This is a genomic window from Candidatus Pseudoscillospira sp. SGI.172 (assembly GCF_050313575.1).
Taxonomy (GTDB): domain Bacteria; phylum Bacillota; class Clostridia; order Oscillospirales; family Oscillospiraceae; genus Vermiculatibacterium.
The window spans coordinates 34185-51786 of sequence record NZ_JBNPLQ010000003.1; the positions used below are offsets into that span (position 1 = coordinate 34185).

The following is a 17602-nucleotide window of genomic DNA, read 5'->3' on the forward strand; positions in this document are numbered from 1 at the left end:
TGAACGGCCCCACCAATCATCCAAAGGACAAGGACTGATACCGATGGCTAAGAAAAAAGCCCCCGAAAAGGGGATCAACCGGGGCGCCGACCCCAATGTGATGGGCCTGCGCCCCGAGGTGCTGGAGCAGCCCATCACCCAGACCCTGGAGATCAACTACATGCCCTACGCCATGAGCGTGATCATCTCCCGGGCCATCCCCGAGATCGACGGCTTTAAGCCCTCCCACCGCAAGCTCCTCTACACCATGTACACCATGAAGCTGCTGGGGGGAGCCCGGACCAAGTCCGCCAACATCGTGGGCCAGACCATGAAGCTCAATCCCCACGGCGACCAGGCCATCTATGACACCATGGTCCGCCTCTCCCGGGGCTACGGGGCCCTGCTCCACCCCCTGGTGGACTCCAAGGGCAACTTCGGCAAGGTCTACTCCCGGGATATGGCCTGGGCGGCCTCACGGTACACCGAGGCCCGGCTGGACCCCATCTGCGCCGAGCTCTTCCGGGACATCGACCAGGACACGGTGGATTTTGTGCCCAACTACGACGGCTCCATGCTGGAGCCTTCCCTCCTGCCCACCACCTTCCCCAACGTGCTGGTCAGCGCCAATCAGGGCATCGCCGTGGGCATGGCCTCCAACCTCTGCGGCTTCAACCTCCACGAGGTCTGTCAGGCCACGATCGCCTTCCTGAAGGACCCCGGCTGTGATCTTCTCTCCCTTCTGAAGGCCCCGGATTTCCCCACCGGGGGCCAGCTCCTCTACGACGGCGCGGCCATGGCCTCCATCTACGAGACCGGCCGGGGCTCCTTCCAGGTGCGTGCCCGGTGGCGCTACGTGAAGGAGGAGAACGTGGTGGAGATCTATGAGATCCCATACACCACCACCGTCGAGGCCATCATGGACAAGGTGACCGAGCTGGTCAAGGCCGGCCGGGTCAAAGAGATCGCCGACATGCGGGACGAGACCGACCTGAACGGCCTCAAGCTCACCATCGACCTCAAGCGGGGGGCCGACCCGGACAAGCTCATGGCCCGGCTCTTCAAATCCACGCCTCTCCAGGACTCCTTTGCCTGTAACTTCAACATCCTCATTGCGGGGATGCCCCGGGTGATGGGGGTGCGGGAGATTTTGGACGAGTGGACGGCGTGGCGCTCCGACGGGGTCCGCCGCCGGACCTACTTTGCGCAGAAGAAAAAGCAGGACAAGCTCCATCTGCTCAAGGGCCTGAAAAAGATCCTGCTGGACATCGACCGGGCCATCCGCATCATCCGGGACACCGAGGCCGACGCCGAGGTGGTCCCCAACCTGATGATCGGCTTCGGCATCGACCAGATCCAGGCCGACTATGTGGCGGATATCCGCCTGCGCAACATCAACAAGGAGTATATCCTCAAGCGGGTGGCCGAGACCGCTGAGCTGGAGCGGGAGATCGCCGATCTCCAGGATATTCTGGACCACCCCGAGCGGGTGAAGAACATCATCGCCGCTGAACTCAAAGAGGTGATGAAAAAGTACCCCGCGCCCCGGCGCACCGGGATCCTCTATGAGCACCAGATGGCCGCCGAGCCTGAACCGGAAGAGGAGATCGCCGACTATCCCGTGCATGTATTCCTCTCCCGGGAGGGATACTTGAAGAAGATCACCCCCGCCTCTCTGCGGATGAGCTCCGAGCAGAAGTACAAGGAGGGGGACGGGCCCTCCCTCCGCTGGGATGCCGGCAATCGGGACGAGCTGCTGGTCTTTACCGACCGCCAGCAGTGCTATAAGACCCGGCTGAGCGACTTCGACGACGCCAAGGCCAGCGTGCTGGGCGACTACCTGCCCACCAAACTGGGGATGGATCCCGGGGAGAGCGCGGTGTGGGCCTGCGTCACCGCCGACTATTCCGGCCACCTGCTGTTCTTTTTTCAAAACGGTAAGGTCGCCCGGGTGGAGCTGGCGGCCTACCGGACCCAGACCAGGCGGAAGAAGCTCACGGGAGCCTATTCGGACAAGTCCCCCCTTGCGGCGGCCTACCACCTGAAGGAGGATCTGGAGATGGCGCTCACCTCCTCCGAGGGACGGTGCCTCATTTTCCACACCGCCGTCCTCTCGCCCAAGACCACCCGGTCCACCCAGGGGGTCAACGTGATGACTCTCAAACCCAAATACCGTCTGGAGGCGGCCCGGCCCCTGGCCGACACCGCCATCCAGGACCCGGCCCGCTATCGGGCCCGGTCTCTCCCCGTGGCGGGCATGCTCCTGCGGGAGAATGACCGGGGAGAGCGGCAGCTTTCTTTGCTGGAGGAGTAAGATGAAGCGTTCTGTGGGGAAACTGATCCAAAATTACTGCCTGATCGTCCTGGGATCACTCCTGTACGCCGTGGCCTTCGACTGGTGCTTCGTGCCCAACGGCATTGCCTTCGGAGGCATCACCGGTCTGGCCCAGATTGTCAACGCCTCCCTGCCCTGGGCCCCGGTGGGCACTCTGGTCATCCTCTTCAACATCCCGCTCTTCCTGCTGGGGTGGAAGCTTCTGGGCGGGCATCTGCTGGTCTCCTCTCTGGTGGCCATGGCTCTGTCCTCTCTGATGATCGACGGCCTGGCGGCCCTTTACACGTTTCCTGCCATGGAGCCGCTGCTGGCCTGCATCTTCGGCGGCGCGGTGCTGGGCCTTGGGCTGGGGATCATCTTCCTCCAGGGAGCCACCACCGGCGGCACCGATCTGGTGGCGCGGCTGCTGAAACTGAAGCTGGCGTGGCTCCCCATGGGCAAGCTGCTCATGGGCATCGACCTGGTGGTCATTGTGGCGGTGGCCCTGGCGTTCCGGAGCCTCAACAGCGCCCTCTACGGCCTGGTGGCCCTCTACATCTCCACACTGGTGATGGACGGGGTGCTCTACGGCCTGGACAACGCCAAGGTGGCCTATATCATCAGCGATCACCCCGAGGAGATCACCAAGGTCATTATCCATGACCTGGACCGGAGCGTGACCTATCTTCCCGGGGAGGGCGGCTATTCCGGAGCCAGCAAAAAAGTGATCCTCTGCGCTTTCAAGCAGCGGGAGATCGTGGTCATCAAGGAAACTGTGCGACAGGTGGACCCCAACGCCTTTATGATCGTCTGCGCCGCCCATGAGGTGCTGGGCGAGGGCTTCCGGAGCTATCACCAAAGCGAGCTGTAACAGGCGATTGAACAAAGAGAAAAGAGGGGTATCATGATCCAATGGGACAAGCTGACCCAGGCGCTGGAACGCCGCGGCTTTGCGGTTTCCCGCTTCGCCACGGGAAGAGAGGCCGCGGACTATCTGGATGGAAAGCTGGATGGCCGGACCATCGGCATGGGGGGATCGGTCACCCTTCAGGAGCTGGGGCTCTACGAGCGGCTGGCTGCCCACAACACCGTCTACTGGCACTGGTCGGCCCAGGGACCGGAGGCCCGCGCCGCCGCCCGCACGGCCCAGGTCTACCTGACCTCCGCCAACGCGCTGGCCGAGACCGGGGAGATCTTCAACATCGACGGCCACGGCAACCGGGTGGCCGCCACCCTGGACGGCCACGAGTCGGTTTATTTTGTGGTGGGGGCCAACAAGATCGCCCCCGATGCGCAGGCCGCCCTTTCCCGGGCCCGGAACGTGGCCGGGCCGAAGAACGCCCAGCGGCTTGGGCGCAGGACCCCCTGCGCCGCCCGGGGCGACCGCTGTTACGACTGCGACAGTCCCGAGCGGATCTGCGGGGTCCTGGTGACCCTGTGGCGCAAGCCGGTGGGGATTCCCTGCGCCGAGGTGGTGCTGGTGGAGGAAGAACTGGGCTATTGAGGCCCCCGCGCTGCGGAGACGGCCCTGATTTTGCGGGAGAGGAGGCCCCGGAATGAAACTGCGCGCCCTGAGCGGACTGCTGGCGCTGTGCCTGCTGCTGTCCGGCTGCTCTTCCATGCTGGAGCGCTCCTACGAGTCGGTGACGGCCCATGTGGACAAGCCCGTCACCGCGGAGGACTCCTCCGTCCTTCGGGTGGAGAACTATCAGGAGCTGGTCTCCGCGGTTTTGTATCTGGTCTCCCAGGGCCAGGAGGCAGGAGTCATCCAGCTCTACGACTACGCCGACGACGTGGAGTCCGCCCTCACCGCCGCCTGCCTGGAGGTGGCCGCCGAGGACCCGGTGGGGGCCTACGCGGTGGATTACATCAAGCACGAGTGCACCCGGGTGGTCTCCTACTATCAGGCGTCCATCGCCATCCGATACCGCCACACGGCGGACCAGATCCGCTCCATCGTCAACGTCACCGGCTCCAGTGCCATCCGATCGGAGCTTCAGGAGGCCCTGACTTCCTTTTCCGGCGAAGTGGTGCTCCGGGTGGCCTACTTTGCGGAGGATGAGGCGTCCATTGCCCAGCTCATCCGCCAGGCCTATTATGATACGCCGGTGGCGGCTCTGGGGATGCCGCAGGCCGGGATCACCCTCTATCCGGACCACGGCAGCCAGCGGGTGGTGGAGATCACCCTGACCTATCCCGAGGCCGCCGACGAACTGTGGGGCAAGAGTGAGCGGCTGGCGGCCCAGGCGGGGGCCATCTCCGGCTCCCTGCGGGGCCTGGATCCCCGCGCCGCCGCGCTGCGGGCGGCTTCGGAGCTGCGGAGCTATGCCGCCTACGCCGCAGGGGGCGGAAACACCGCCTACGCCGCCCTGGTGGACGGCTCTGCCGACGCTGAGGGCCTGGCCCTGGCCTACGCCCTGCTGTGTCAGCAGGTTGGGACCGCCTGCGAGGTGGTGGAGGGAACGCATCTCGGCCAGAGCTGGTTCTGGAACGCCGTCCAAGTGGACTCCGGGGAGCGGCTCTACCTGGACGCCGCTCTGGGTGACGGATTGCTCCACACCGCCGAGGAACTGGCCGCGGCGGGCTATCAGTGGGCGGATGCCCCGGCGGGATGAAAGGAAAAAGAACGGCAATTTCCGCATTTCGTGATAATTTTCCTTTACACCGGGTAAAATGTGTGATATATTTTGAAAGCATGCAAACCGTCCATCGGCTTAGAGAGCGGGAGACGGCCTCCGTTTGGAGGTGTTCACCCACCCCTCCCTCAGCCCTTTGGGCAGAAAAATGAAAGGTGGAATTTTTTATGATTCGTAAAGACGAAAAGACGGCCGTGATCGAGGCCAACCGCACCCATGCTACCGACACCGGCTCCCCCGAGGTCCAGGTGGCCATCCTCACCGCCCGCATCAATGAGCTCACCGAGCACCTGCGTACTCACATCCACGACAACCACTCCCGCCGCGGCCTGTACAAGATGATCGGCAAGCGCCGCAAGATGCTGGACTATCTGGCTGCCAAGGACGTGGAGCGTTACCGCGCCCTCATCGCCAAGCTGGGCATCCGTAAGTAAGAAATGTGAATAGAGGGTGGCGTGGTTTACCGCGCCACCCTTTTTCCCCATTCTGTGGAAGCGAAAATACCCCCATTCCGCCGCTCATTTAGCAGTTGAATCTGCGCCCCGTCTCCCCGGAGGAGGCCCGGATTCAAGTGCTAAAGAAAGAGGTCGGTCGGGGGAGATCGAAGGAGGATCTACTATGTCAACCGTCATTACCCACAAGCAGTTCCCCAACCGCAAGGTCTATGAGATGGACCTGTGCGGCCGCCCCCTCAAGATCGAGGTGGGCAAGGTGGCCGAGCTGGCCACCGCCTCCGCCATGGTCACCTATGGCGAGACCACCGTGCTGGTGGCCGTCACCGCCTCTGCCCGCCCCCGGGACGGCATTGACTTCTTTCCTCTGAGCGTGGACTTTGAGGAGAAGCTGTACGCCGTGGGCCGGATCCCCGGCTCCTTTATGCGCCGGGAGGGCCAGCCCTCTCTGCCCGCCGTGCTGGCCAGCCGTGTCATCGACCGGTCCATCCGGCCCCTCTTCCCCTATGACTTCCGCAACGATGTGGTGGTCACCTGCACCGTGATGAGCGTGGATCGGGACTGCTCTCCCGAAGTCACCGCCATGATCGGAACCTCCGCCTGCCTGGCCTACTCCAACATTCCCTGGGCCGGTCCCATCGGCTGCCTGGAGGCCGGGTATGTGGACGGTCAGATCGTCCTCAATCCCAATCAGGAGCAGAAGCACGCCTCCAAGCTGGACCTCACCGTGGCCGCCACCGAGGGCAAGGTCATCATGATCGAGGCGGGCGCCAACGAGCTCCCGGACGACATCATGTACAACGCCATTGTTGAGGCCCACGAGGAGATCAAGAAGCAGGTGGCGCTCATCAATACCATGGTGGCCGAGATCGGCCGGGAGAAGATGACCTACGACCACGCCGACTTCGATCAGGAGCTCTTCGACAAGATCGTGGAATCCACCATGACCGAGGCTCAGGCCGCCATGGACACCGACGACAAGAACGTCCGGGAGGAGCGGTGGAACGCTCTGGTGGATCACTGGCACGAGCTGTTCCTGGCCGACTACCCCGAGATGGACAAGTACCTCGAGGAGATCACCTACAAGTTCCAGAAGAAGATCGTCAAGGCATGGCTCCTGGAGGGCCACCGGGTGGACGGCCGGAAGAAGAACGAGATCCGGCCCCTCTCCGCAGAGGTGGGCGTTCTGCCCCGGGTCCACGGCTCCGGCCTCTTCACCCGCGGCCAGACGCAGGTCCTCTCCATCTGCACGCTGAACACTCTCGCCGCTTCCCAGAAGCTGGACACCATCTGGGAGGAGGAGGAGAAGCGGTACATGCACCACTACAACTTCCCCGCCTACTCCACCGGCGAAGCCCGGGCCGCCCGGTCCACCAACCGCCGGGAGAAGGGCCACGGCGCGCTGGCCGAGCGGGCCCTGGAGCCCGTCATCCCCTCCGTGGAGGAGTTCCCCTACGCCATCCGCGTGGTCTCTGAGGTCCTCAGCTCCAACGGCTCCACATCCCAGGGCTCCATCTGTGGCTCCACCTTGGCCCTCATGGACGCCGGTGTGCCCATCAAGGCCCCTGTGGCCGGCATTTCCTGCGGCCTCATCCAGGACGATAACGGCGGCTTTACCACCTTCATCGACATCCAGGGCGTGGAGGACTTCCACGGTGAGATGGACTTCAAGGTGGCCGGCACCAAGGCCGGCATCACTGCCATCCAGATGGACATCAAGAACGACGGCCTCTCCCACGCCATTATCAAAGAGGCCCTGGAGATCACCAGGGACGCCCGCTTCGCCATCCTCGACGAGGTGATGCTCCCCTGCATCAGAAAGCCCCGCGCCGAGGTGAGCAAGTACGCCCCCAAGATGATCACCATGAAGATCGACGTGGACAAGATCCGCGAGGTCATCGGCAAGGGCGGCTCGGTCATTCAGAAGATCACCGCCGAGTCCGGCGCCCAGGTGGACATCGAGGACGACGGCACCATCCATATCGCCTCCCCCAATTCCGAGGCCTGCGACGCGGCCAAGAAGATGATCGAGACTATCGTCTTTGTGCCCGAGGTGGGCGCGCTGTACTACGGCAAAGTGGTGCGCATCATGACCTTCGGCGCCTTCGTGGAGCTGGCTCCCGGCAAGGACGGCATGGTCCACATCTCCAAGCTGGCCGACCACCGGGTGGAGAAGGTGGAGGATGTGGTGAACATCGGCGACATGATCTGGGTGAAGGTCACCGAAATCGACGAGAAGGGCCGGGTCAACCTCTCCTACAAGGATGCCCTGAAGGAACTGAAAAACAACCCCGGACTGAAAAAGTAAGCCCCCGGTTTCAAACGTAAGGCCGCCCCATGGATATTCCATGGGGCGGCCTTTTTGCGTGTGTTTGGAGGTTGGGGTCACAGCAGATCCAGCTTGCTGTCCGCCTGAGTAATGGGCCGAATGGGTCTGCAGGGGTTTCCGTAGGCCAGCCATCCCGCGGGGATGTCCTTGGTCACCACGCTCCCGGCGCCCACGACGGCGCCGTCCCCGATGGTCACCCCGCCGCATACCGTGACGCTGCAGGCCAGCCACACATGACTGCCGATGTGAATGGCGGGGGCGTACTCCGAGGTGGAGACGTGGCCGTCCGGATAGGTCAGGGCCCCCCGCTCCGCGGCGATCAGGGGGTGGGTGGTGGCCATCAGAGAGACGTTGGGGGCCAGCATCACGTGGTCGCCGATGGTGATGGGCCCGTCGTCCATCACCGTCAGGTTGAAGTTGGCGAAAAAGCCGGCCCCGATGTGGGTGTTGCAGCCATAATTGAACTGAATGGGCCCCTGGAAGTAGTACCCGTCCCCGATGGAGCCGATGAATTCCCGAATCAGGGGGAGCCGGTCGGGATCGAACTCGTCCATGGCGTTGAACCGCTGGCAGAGGACGTGGGCTTTGTGCTTGAGCCGACGCATCTCCGGGCACCGGGCGTCAAACAGCCGGCCCGCCAGGGCCCGCTCATGCTGTGTCATTGTCACCTCTCCTCTCGACAGTTTTTCACTGCCCAGTATACCATGAAAGTCCGCTGTCGAAAACTTTTTCTTGACAATCCGAAAAATCATGGTATCATTACTTCACCCTTTTTAATTAAAAAATTTTAATTAAAATGATTGAACTAATAAGGAGGATTTTACCATGGAGTTTGAACAAGTACGCGATATCATTGTGGAGACCCTGAGCTGTGACGCGGACAAAGTGCTCCCCGAGGCCCGGCTGGCGGAGGATCTGGAAGCCGACTCTCTGGCCGCTGTGGAGCTGGCCATGGCGCTGGAGGAGGCGTTCGGGGTCACCATCCCGGACGAGGATGTAGCCAAGTTTGCTACGGTGGGCGACATTGTCGAGTACCTGAAAAGCCACGCCAACTGAGCGCCGGGAGGCCCGCTGGGACATCGTGGTTCCGGCGGGCTTTTTCCACCGGGAAAGGAGTTTTCCATGACCAACGAGGAAATTTTTGCCCTGATGGACCGGTTTGAGGCGGGGCGGTGCACCGCGTTCAAGCTGTCCACAAAGGATGTGACCCTGGAGCTGAAGAAGGAGTTTGGGGTGCCCGTGAAGGCTCCGGCCCCAACTCAGACTCCCGCCGCTTCGTCCCGGGAGCCCGAGGGCCTTTTTGTGTCTGCACCCCTGGTGGGTACCTATTACTCCGCCGCCGCCCCCGATCAGCCCCCCTTCGTCCGGGCCGGGGATCAGGTGAAGAAGGGGCAGACCGTGTGCCTGATGGAAGCCATGAAAATGATGAGCGAGGTCCCCGCCCCCTGCGATCTGGTGGTGGAGGAACTGCTCCGGACGGATGGGGAGCTGGTGGGTTTCGGCGATCCCATTCTCCGGTATCGGGCGGTGTAAGCAATGTTTCAGCGGATTTTAATCGCCAACCGGGGGGAGATTGCTCTCCGGATCCTACGGGCCTGCCGGGATCTGGACATCGATACGGTGGTGGTCCACTCCACCGCCGACGCCGACAGCCTCCCCGTCCAGCTGGCGGGGCGGGCGGTGTGCGTGGGTCCGCCCCGGGCGGGAGAGAGCTATCTCAACACCGCCGCCATCCTCACTGCCGCCCAGTCTGCCGGGTGCGACGCCATCCACCCCGGCTACGGCTTTTTGTCGGAGAACGCCGACTTTGCCGACGCCTGCGCCCGGGAGGGACTGAAGTTCATCGGTCCATCCGGGGAGGTCATTCGAAAAATGGGCAACAAGGCCGCAGCCCGGTCGCTGATGCGGGCGGTGGGAGTACCCGTGGTGCCCGGCTCGGACGGTGCGGTGGCCGACGCCACGGCGGCACGCCGGGCGGCCGACGCCATCGGTTACCCCGTACTCATCAAGGCCGCCGCCGGCGGCGGGGGCCGGGGGATGCGGCGGTGTTTCTCCCCGGAGGAGCTGGAGGGAACGTTTGAGGAGGCCCGGAGCGAGGCGGTGGCCAACTTCGGAGACGGGGAGATGTATCTGGAAAAGCTCATCCTCTCCCCCAGGCACATCGAGTTTCAGATCCTGGCCGACCGCCACGGAAATGTGATCCAGCTGGGGGAACGGGACTGCTCCATCCAGCGGAAAAATCAGAAGCTCATTGAAGAATCCCCCTCCAGGGCCCTCACACCCGCCCTGCGCGCGGCCATGGGCGAGGCCGCGGTGAAGGCTGCCCGGGCCGCCGGGTATGAAAACGCCGGGACCGTGGAATTTGTGGTGGACCGGGAGGGGCGCTTTTACTTTATTGAGATGAACACCCGCATTCAGGTGGAACACCCGGTCACGGAGTTTGTCACCGGGATGGATCTGGTGCGGGAGCAGATCCGCATTGCCGCCGGTCTTCCTCTCTCCCGGCGGCAGGAGGAGATTACCCTCACCGGCCATGCCCTGGAGTGCCGCATCAATGCCGAGGACCCCCGCCGGGGCTTTGCCCCCTGCCCGGGGACAGTGGACTTTCTTCACCTCCCCGGCGGCCTGGGCGTACGGGTGGAGACCGCCCTTTACACCGGGTACACCCTTCCCTCTTTTTATGACTCCCTCTGCGCCAAGGTGGTGGTCCACGCCCCCACCCGACTGGACGCGGTGCGCCGGATGCGCCGGGCGCTGGAGGAGCTGGTGATCGAGGGCTGTACCACCAACGCCGCGCTGGCCCACCAGATCATGTACTGCCCGGAGTTTGTCCGGGGAAATACGGACACGGCGTTTCTGGAACGAAATCTGGACACTCTGCTGAAGTGGTGTGACACCGGAGAGGAGGGCGGGGCATGAACGGAGTGTTTGCCAAGAGGAGGCAGCACCTGCTGGCGCTGAAGGCCATGCGGGACGGGCAGAGCAGCCACCTGGCCCGGTCGGCCCCCTGTCCCCGGTGCGGGGAGACCGTTCCCCGCCGGGAGTTGGCCCAGGCCCGCCACGTCTGTCCCAAGTGCGGCTATCACTACCCCATCGGGGCCTATCACCGACTGAGCCTGCTGCTGGACGCCGGGAGCTTCCGGGAGCTGGACGAGCGGCTGACCTCCCGGGATCCCTTCCATTTTCCGGGCTACGCCGGGAAGCTGGATGAGAGCAGGGCCCGCACGGGACTTTCCGAAGCGGTGGTCACCGCCGTTGGCGCCGTCGAGGGCCGGAAAACGGCCGTCGGCGTGCTGGACAGCCGCTTTTTCATGGGCAGTATGTCCGCTGCCGTGGGGGAAAAAGTCACCCGGCTCATCGAGTATGCCGGGAAAAACAAGCTTCCCCTCATCCTCTTCTCCGCCAGCGGCGGGGCCCGGATGCAGGAGGGGATTTTGTCCCTGATGCAGATGGCCAAGACCGCCGCCGCCCTGGAGCGTTTTTCCCGGAAAGGCGGGTTTTACATTTCTGTACTCACCGACCCCACCACCGGAGGGGTCACCGCCAGCTTTGCCAGTTTGGGGGACATCACCCTGGCAGAGCCGGGCGCCCTGGTGGGCTTTGCGGGGCCGAGGGTCATTCAGCAGACCATCGGGCAGACGCTTCCTGAGGGCTTTCAGCGGGCGGAATATCTGGAGGAGCACGGCTTTGTGGACGCCGTTGTCCCCCGGGCGCAGATGCGGGAGACCCTGGCCCGGCTGCTGAAGCTCCACGGAAAGGGGGAAAAGCCATGAGCGGGCGCACTGCCGCCGAGCGGGTGGCGCTGGCCCGGCACCCGGGCCGTCCCGGAACCGCCGACTACATCGCCGCCCTTTGTACGGACTTTTTTGAGCAGAAGGGGGACCGGCAGTGCCGGGAGGATCCCGCCATTCTGGGGGGCGTGGCCCTCTTCCACGGCCGTCCGGTGACGGTGCTGGGACATCGAAAGGGCAAAAATCTGGAAGAAAACTTAAAATGCAATTTTGGAATGCCGGGGCCGGAGGGCTACCGCAAGGCCCGGCGGATGATGGAACAGGCGGAAAAATTCCGGCGGCCGATCTTCACCTTTCTCGACACCCCGGGAGCCTATCCAGGCGTGGAGGCCGAGGCCCGGGGCCAGGGGGAAGCCATCGCCCGGAATCTGGCCGTGATGAGCGCCCTTACCGTGCCGGTGATCTGCGTCGTCACCGGAGAGGGAAACTCCGGCGGGGCGCTGGCCATCGGCGTGGGAAACACCGTGCTCATGCTGGAAAACGCGGTCTATTCCGTCCTCTCCCCCGAGGGCTTTGCCTCCATTCTGTGGAAGGACGCCGCCCGTGCGGAGGAAGCCTGCGGGATCATGAAGCTCACTGCCGAGGACCTGCTGGCCGCCGGGGTCATTGACGGGATCCTTCCGGAGCCGGAGGGGGGCGCCCACACCGCTCCCCAGTCGGTATTCCGCACGGTGGATGAGGCTCTGTGCCGTGCCCTGGAGGGCTGGAAACGCCAGAGTGGAAGCTTTTTGGCCGCACAGAGATACAAAAAGTTCCGGGCCATGGGAGACCCGGCGGGAAAGAGGGAACGCGCGTGAGTGGAATCAGGATCAGAGGAACGGGGTGCTCTCTGCCCCGGCAGACGGTCACCAACCAGGACCTCAGCCGGATGGTGGAGACCAGCGACGAGTGGATCTATGCCCGCACCGGGATCCGGGAGCGCCGCCGGTGTGTGGAGGAGAGCCAGTGCGAGCTGGCGCTCAACGCCGCCCGGGCGGCGCTGGAGATGGCCGGAGCAAGCCCGGCGGACATCGGAGTGTGTCTGGTGCCTACCATCACTCCAGACTATATTACCCCCTCCACCGCCTGCATGCTGCAAAAGGAGCTGGGGATGCCGGAGGACACGGTGTGCTTTGATCTCAGCGCCGCCTGTTCCGGCTTCGTCTTTGGGCTCCATACGGCACAGGCTCTGCTGGCGTACAGCCGCCGGAAATACGGCCTCATCGTCTGTTCGGAGGTTCTCTCCCGCATTACCGATTACACCGACCGGGGCACCTGCATCCTCTTCGGAGACGGGGCGGGGGCCGCCGTGGTGGAGTATTCCGACCGATACGCCCCCATGCCGTCGGTGCTGGGCGCTCGGGGGGAGTGGGAATCCCTCTATGCCCCCGGGCTCGGCCGGGGGGAGCCGCCGGTGCTCCACATGGGAGGCACCCAAGTGTTCAAATTCGCTGTGGAGACCGTGCCGGAGTGCATCCGGGCGCTGCTGGACCGGGCGGGACTGACGCCGGAGGACGTGGATCAATTTGTCTTTCACCAAGCCAACCGCCGCATTCTGGAACGGGTCATGAAGAAGATGGGGATCCCGGAGGAAAAGGTCTGGATGAACATGGAACACTACGGAAACGTCTCGTCCGCCAGCACCGCCATCGCTCTGGACGATGCCGTCCGGGCAGGGCGGCTTGCCCCCGGGCAGAAGGCCCTGTGCTGCGCCTTCGGCGGCGGACTGACCTGGGCGGGCGCCCTGGTGGAGCTTGCCTGAAGGCCTGCGGATCAGGGCGGGAAGATGTGCAGGACGGTTTTCGCACACAGAAAAAGGAGGCACCCCCATGAATTTGAACACCCTTCTGGGAACGGAATTTCCCTTTATCCAGGGCGGCATGGCCAACGTGGCCACCGGCGCATTCGCCGCCGCCGTCTCCAACGCCGGGGCTCTGGGGCTCATCGGCTCGGGCGGTATGGACACCGAGACCCTGCGTACCCACATCCGCGCCTGCCGGGCGCTCACCGACAAGCCCTTTGGCGTCAACCTCATGCTCATGAACCCCTGTGTGGAGGAGCAGGCAAAGCTCCTGGCAGAGGAAGGAGTGCAGGTAGTCACCACCGGGGCGGGCAATCCCGGCAAGTATGTTCCCGCCTGGAAAGAGGCCGGGATCAAAGTCTTTCCCGTGGTGGGCGCCGCCGTTTTGGCCCGGCGGCTCACCCGCTACGGCATCGACGGCGTCATCGCCGAGGGCACCGAGTCCGGCGGCCACGTGGGTGAAATGACCACCATGGCCCTGGTCCCCCAGGTCTGCGACGCAGTGGACGTGCCCGTCATCGCCGCCGGAGGCATTGCCGACGGCAGACAGGTGGCTGCCGCCGCCTGTCTGGGGGCGGTCGGCGTGCAGCTGGGCACCTGTCTGCTGGTGAGTGAGGAGTGTCCCATTCACGAAAACTACAAGCGGGCGCTTTTGAAGGCGGCGGATACCGACACCATGGTCACCGGCCGCACCACCGGCGCGCCGGTGCGGGTGCTGAAAAACAGAATGGCCCGGGAATATGTCCGCATGGAGAAGGAGCACCTGCCCCTGGCCGAGCTGGAAAAGCTCACTCTTGGCTCCCTGCGCCGGGCGGTTTTCGACGGAGACACCGACACCGGCAGCTTCATGGCGGGCCAGGTGGCAGGCCAGCTCCGGGAGATCAAACCTCTCCGGCATATTTTTGAGGAATTATACAGTGGGTATTATACCTGCGTGAAGGGGATGGCGGAGGAATGAAGCTTGCGGTTCTCTATGCCGGACAGGGCAGCCAGCACCCCGGAATGGGGGCGGAATTTTATGAGGCGTTCCCACGCTTTCGGGAGATCTACGATGCCGCGCCGGTGGATTTTGACTTGAAAACCACCTGCCTCTCCGACCCTGAGGGGCTGCTGGACCGGACCGAGTACACCCAGCCCTGCATGGTGGCCTTTGCGGCGGGGGTCACCGCCCTGCTCCGGGAGGCGGGGGTCGTCCCCGCCTATGCCGCCGGACTGAGCCTGGGGGAGTATTCCGCCCTCCACTGCGCGGGGGTTTTTGACGCGGGGACAGCCGTCTCCCTGGTGGCCTTCCGGGGCCGGGCCATGGCGGAGGCCTCCCGGGGGATCGAGAGCGCCATGGTGGCGGTGCTGGGACTGGATGGGGAATCTGCTGCCCAATGCTGCCGTGAGGCATCCTCCTTTGGGGTGGCCGAGGTGTGCAACCTGAACTGTCCCGGACAGATCGTTATCGGCGGGACGCTGCGGGCAGTGACCGAGGCGGCCGGGCGCTGCCGCGCCAGAGGGGCGAAACGGTGCCTGCCGTTAAAGGTCAGCGGCCCCTTCCACACCTCCCTGCTGGCCCCGGCGGGGCTGGCCCTGGAGAAAAAGCTGGCGGAGGTCTCCCTGGGGGAAATGGCGTTTCCCGTCCTCTTCAACCGCCTGGGGGATGTGATGGGGCCCGGGGACACGGTTCAACAGCTTCTGGTGGAACAGGTCAGTCACCCGGTGCAGATGGAGGACACCATTCGCCGTCTGGCGGAATACGGGGTGGACACCGTCGTGGAGGTCGGCCCGGGAAAGGTCCTTACGGGCTTTGTCCGCAAGACCTGTCCGGAGCTGAACTGCTGCCCGGTGGAGACCCCAGCCCAGCTGGAGGCCTTTTTAAAGATGTGGAAAGGGGAAGAGAGATGACATTGGAGGGAAAGACCGCTCTGGTCACCGGCGGCAGCCGGGGCATCGGCAGGGCCATTGTGACTGAGCTGCGGGCCAAAGGGGCCAACGTAGTGTTTTCCTATGCGGGAAACGCCGCCGCTGCCCGGGAGACTGCCGACGCCACCGGCGCTTTGGCGGTGCAGGCGGACGCCGCGGACCCCGCCGGAGCGAAGGCTCTGGCGGACGCCGCTCTCGCCGCCTTCGGCCGGGTGGACATTTTGGTCAATAATGCTGGCATCACCCGGGACGGGCTGCTCATGACCATGAAGGAAGAGGCCTTTGATGCGGTGCTGGACACCAACCTGAAGGGGGCTTTCCTCACCATGAAGGCGGTGTGCCGACCCATGATGAAGCAGCGCTGGGGCCGCATCGTAAATCTGAGCTCGGTGGTGGGCCTGCGGGGCAACGCCGGTCAGTCCAATTACGCCGCCAGCAAGGCCGGACTCATCGGACTGACCAAGTCGGCGGCCAAGGAGCTGGCCGGGAGGGGGATCACAGCCAACGCCGTGGCCCCCGGCTTCATTGACACCGACATGACCGCCGCCCTGCCGGAGAAGGCCCGGACGGAACTGGAAAAGACCATTCCCATGGCCCGGCTGGGACGGCCGGAGGAAGTCGCCGCTCTGGTGGCCTTCCTCTGCTCCGACGCGGCTGGCTACATCACCGGCCAGGTCGTCTGTGCGGACGGCGGCATGGCGGTCTGAAGGAGGAGATTACCATGGACAGACGACGGGTCGTCATCACCGGCATGGGGACCGTGAACCCCCTGGGGCACAGCGTACCGGATAGCTGGAAGGCCGTCCGGGACGGCGTGTGCGGAATTGGAGCCATCACCCGCTACGATACGACGGGACGAAAAGTCACGCTGGCCGCCGAGGTCAAAAACTTTGACCCGGAGGAGTGGATGGAGAAAAAAGACGCCAAGCGGATGGGCCGCTATACCCAGTTCGCCATGGCGGCCGCCGTGGAGGCCATGGCCGACGCCGGACTGGGCGAGCCCCGGGAGGGGGAGGACCGCACCCGCTGGGGCTGCGCCGTCTCCAGCGGCATCGGCGGGCTGGATCTCACCCAGGAGGAGACGCTGAAGGGAGAGGAAAAGGGTTACGACCGGGTCTCTCCCTTCTATATCCCCATGATCATCTCCAACATGGCCGCCGGGCTGGTGGCAATCCGCTTCGGCCTCAAAGGCATGAGCGCCTGCCCGGTCACTGCCTGTGCCGGAGGCTCCAACGCCATTGGGGACGCCTTCCGGGCCGTCCGGGACGGCTACGCCGACGTGATGGTCTGCGGCGGCACCGAGGCCGCCATCACCCCCCTGGCCATCGGGGGCTTTACCTCCATGAAAGCCCTGCACACCGGCACCGACCCTCTGCGGGCCTCCATTCCCTTTGACGCGGAGCGCTCCGGCTTTGTCATGGGCGAGGGTGCGGCCGTGCTGGTGCTGGAGAGCCTGGAGCAGGCGCAGGCCCGGGGCGCGCGGATCTATGCGGAGGTGGCGGGCTACGGCGCCACCTGCGACGCCTATCACATGACTGCTCCCGCCCCGGAGGGGGAAGGGGGCGCAAGGGCCATGGCCGAGGCGCTGGCCGACGGAGGCGCGGCGCCGGAGCAGGTGGGCTACATCAATGCCCACGGCACCTCCACCGCCCTCAACGACGCCGGAGAGACCGCCGCCATTAAGGCGGTGTTCGGCGCCCACGCCCGGACACTGGCGGTGTCTTCCACCAAATCCATGACCGGTCACCTGTTGGGAGCCGCCGGCGCGGCGGCGGCGGTGTTTACCGCCCTGGCGCTGAAGGAAGGCTTTCTCCCGGCCACCGTCAACTACCGCGTCCCCGACCCGGCCTGCGATCTGGACTACATTCCCAATGCGGGCCGGGAAGAGCAGGTAGAGTACGCCCTGACCGACGCCTTTGGCTTCGGCGGGCACAACGCCTGCCTGCTGCTGCGCAGATGGGAGGGGAAATGAATGGGTTTGCAGCTCAATTCCAATGAGATCGCGGAGATCCTCCCCCACCGGTACCCCTTTGCCCTGGTGGACCGCATTGTGGACGGAGAGCCGGGGGTGTGGGCCAGGGGCATCAAGTGCGTGTCGGTCAACGAGATGCATTTTTGCGGCCACTTTCCCCAGCAGCATCTCATGCCCGGCGTTCTCATTCTGGAGGCCCTGGCCCAGGTGGGGGCTGTGGCCGTCCTCTCTCTGCCGGAAAACCGGGGCAGGCTGGCGGTGTTCGGCGGCATCAAAAACGCCCGCTTCAAACGTCAGGTGATCCCCGGGGACGTGCTGGAACTGGAGTGCCGCATGGTTCGGCAAAAGGGGTCCGTGGGAGTGGGAGAGGCCAAAGCCACCGTGAACGGGCAGACGGCGGCCGTAGCTGAACTCACTTTTGCGCTGACGGACTCAAAATAA

General features: G+C 64.4%; 18 protein-coding genes. 17 read left to right on the forward strand and 1 reads right to left on the reverse strand.

The features are described from left to right. The first annotated feature begins 43 nt into the window (after nucleotides 1-43). The 6 genes from ACQRD3_RS02395 to ACQRD3_RS02420 all read left to right on the forward strand — a co-directional run bounded on the left by ACQRD3_RS02395 (nucleotide 44) and on the right by ACQRD3_RS02420 (nucleotide 7689). Nucleotides 44-2293, forward strand: a complete 2250-nt coding sequence (locus tag ACQRD3_RS02395) for a DNA gyrase/topoisomerase IV subunit A (RefSeq protein ID WP_080906851.1) — start codon at nucleotides 44-46, stop codon at nucleotides 2291-2293. A gap of 1 nt (nucleotide 2294) precedes the next feature. Further along, a complete protein-coding gene (locus ACQRD3_RS02400; RefSeq protein WP_427779591.1) occupies nucleotides 2295-3164 on the forward strand; it encodes a YitT family protein in 870 nt (289 codons plus the stop codon). A 33-nt stretch (nucleotides 3165-3197) separates the two neighbouring features. Beyond that, nucleotides 3198-3797: a lactate utilization protein gene (locus tag ACQRD3_RS02405; protein ID WP_080906849.1), complete on the forward strand. Its 600-nt coding sequence runs from the start codon at nucleotides 3198-3200 to the stop codon at nucleotides 3795-3797. Between the two features lie 52 nt (nucleotides 3798-3849). Continuing rightward, nucleotides 3850-4908: a hypothetical protein gene (locus tag ACQRD3_RS02410; RefSeq protein ID WP_427779593.1), complete on the forward strand. Its 1059-nt coding sequence runs from the start codon at nucleotides 3850-3852 to the stop codon at nucleotides 4906-4908. Between the two features lie 188 nt (nucleotides 4909-5096). Then, a complete protein-coding gene (gene rpsO / locus ACQRD3_RS02415) occupies nucleotides 5097-5363 on the forward strand; it encodes a 30S ribosomal protein S15 (protein WP_080906847.1) in 267 nt (88 codons plus the stop codon). A gap of 184 nt (nucleotides 5364-5547) precedes the next feature. Then, the gene (locus tag ACQRD3_RS02420; RefSeq protein ID WP_080906846.1) at nucleotides 5548-7689 is read left to right on the forward strand and encodes a polyribonucleotide nucleotidyltransferase; all 2142 of its coding nucleotides are present in this window, start codon (nucleotides 5548-5550) and stop codon (nucleotides 7687-7689) included. A 77-nt stretch (nucleotides 7690-7766) separates the two neighbouring features. On the opposite strand, the gene ACQRD3_RS02425 is transcribed toward ACQRD3_RS02420, so the two are convergent. Further along, nucleotides 7767-8372: a sugar O-acetyltransferase gene (locus ACQRD3_RS02425; RefSeq protein ID WP_080906845.1), complete on the reverse strand. Its 606-nt coding sequence runs from the start codon at nucleotides 8370-8372 to the stop codon at nucleotides 7767-7769. Nucleotides 8373-8535: 163 nt separating this feature from the next. Here ACQRD3_RS02425 and acpP point away from each other — a divergent pair, with 163 nt between their 5' ends. The 11 genes from acpP to fabZ all read left to right on the forward strand — a co-directional run bounded on the left by acpP (nucleotide 8536) and on the right by fabZ (nucleotide 17602). Next, nucleotides 8536-8766, forward strand: coding sequence for an acyl carrier protein (gene acpP / locus ACQRD3_RS02430; RefSeq protein ID WP_427779596.1), 231 nt, complete (start codon nucleotides 8536-8538; stop codon nucleotides 8764-8766). 66 nt (nucleotides 8767-8832) lie between these two features. Continuing rightward, nucleotides 8833-9243 (forward strand): acetyl-CoA carboxylase biotin carboxyl carrier protein, encoded by a 411-nt coding sequence (locus tag ACQRD3_RS02435; RefSeq protein ID WP_427779598.1) that lies wholly within the window; start codon nucleotides 8833-8835, stop codon nucleotides 9241-9243. A gap of 3 nt (nucleotides 9244-9246) precedes the next feature. Beyond that, nucleotides 9247-10629, forward strand: a complete 1383-nt coding sequence (accC, locus tag ACQRD3_RS02440; RefSeq protein ID WP_427779600.1) for an acetyl-CoA carboxylase biotin carboxylase subunit — start codon at nucleotides 9247-9249, stop codon at nucleotides 10627-10629. Further along, on the forward strand, nucleotides 10626-11483 hold the full coding sequence (gene accD, locus ACQRD3_RS02445) for an acetyl-CoA carboxylase, carboxyltransferase subunit beta (RefSeq protein ID WP_427779602.1): 858 nt from the start codon (nucleotides 10626-10628) through the stop codon (nucleotides 11481-11483). The genes accC and accD overlap by 4 nt, the downstream gene beginning before the upstream one ends. Continuing rightward, nucleotides 11480-12298, forward strand: a complete 819-nt coding sequence (locus ACQRD3_RS02450) for an acetyl-CoA carboxylase carboxyltransferase subunit alpha (protein WP_080906840.1) — start codon at nucleotides 11480-11482, stop codon at nucleotides 12296-12298. Before accD ends, ACQRD3_RS02450 begins: the two co-directional genes overlap by 4 nt. Next, nucleotides 12295-13242, forward strand: a complete 948-nt coding sequence (locus ACQRD3_RS02455) for a beta-ketoacyl-ACP synthase III (RefSeq protein WP_427779605.1) — start codon at nucleotides 12295-12297, stop codon at nucleotides 13240-13242. Before ACQRD3_RS02450 ends, ACQRD3_RS02455 begins: the two co-directional genes overlap by 4 nt. A gap of 67 nt (nucleotides 13243-13309) precedes the next feature. Continuing rightward, entirely contained in the window at nucleotides 13310-14239 is a 930-nt protein-coding gene (locus ACQRD3_RS02460) for a nitronate monooxygenase (protein WP_427779607.1), read from the forward strand. Next, nucleotides 14236-15171, forward strand: a complete 936-nt coding sequence (gene fabD, locus ACQRD3_RS02465) for an ACP S-malonyltransferase (protein ID WP_427779609.1) — start codon at nucleotides 14236-14238, stop codon at nucleotides 15169-15171. The genes ACQRD3_RS02460 and fabD overlap by 4 nt, the downstream gene beginning before the upstream one ends. Beyond that, the gene (gene fabG, locus ACQRD3_RS02470) at nucleotides 15168-15896 is read left to right on the forward strand and encodes a 3-oxoacyl-[acyl-carrier-protein] reductase (RefSeq protein ID WP_427779611.1); all 729 of its coding nucleotides are present in this window, start codon (nucleotides 15168-15170) and stop codon (nucleotides 15894-15896) included. Before fabD ends, fabG begins: the two co-directional genes overlap by 4 nt. Before the next feature lie 14 nt (nucleotides 15897-15910). Continuing rightward, a complete protein-coding gene (gene fabF, locus ACQRD3_RS02475) occupies nucleotides 15911-17161 on the forward strand; it encodes a beta-ketoacyl-ACP synthase II (protein ID WP_143476591.1) in 1251 nt (416 codons plus the stop codon). Continuing rightward, entirely contained in the window at nucleotides 17162-17602 is a 441-nt protein-coding gene (fabZ, locus tag ACQRD3_RS02480; protein ID WP_143476590.1) for a 3-hydroxyacyl-ACP dehydratase FabZ, read from the forward strand.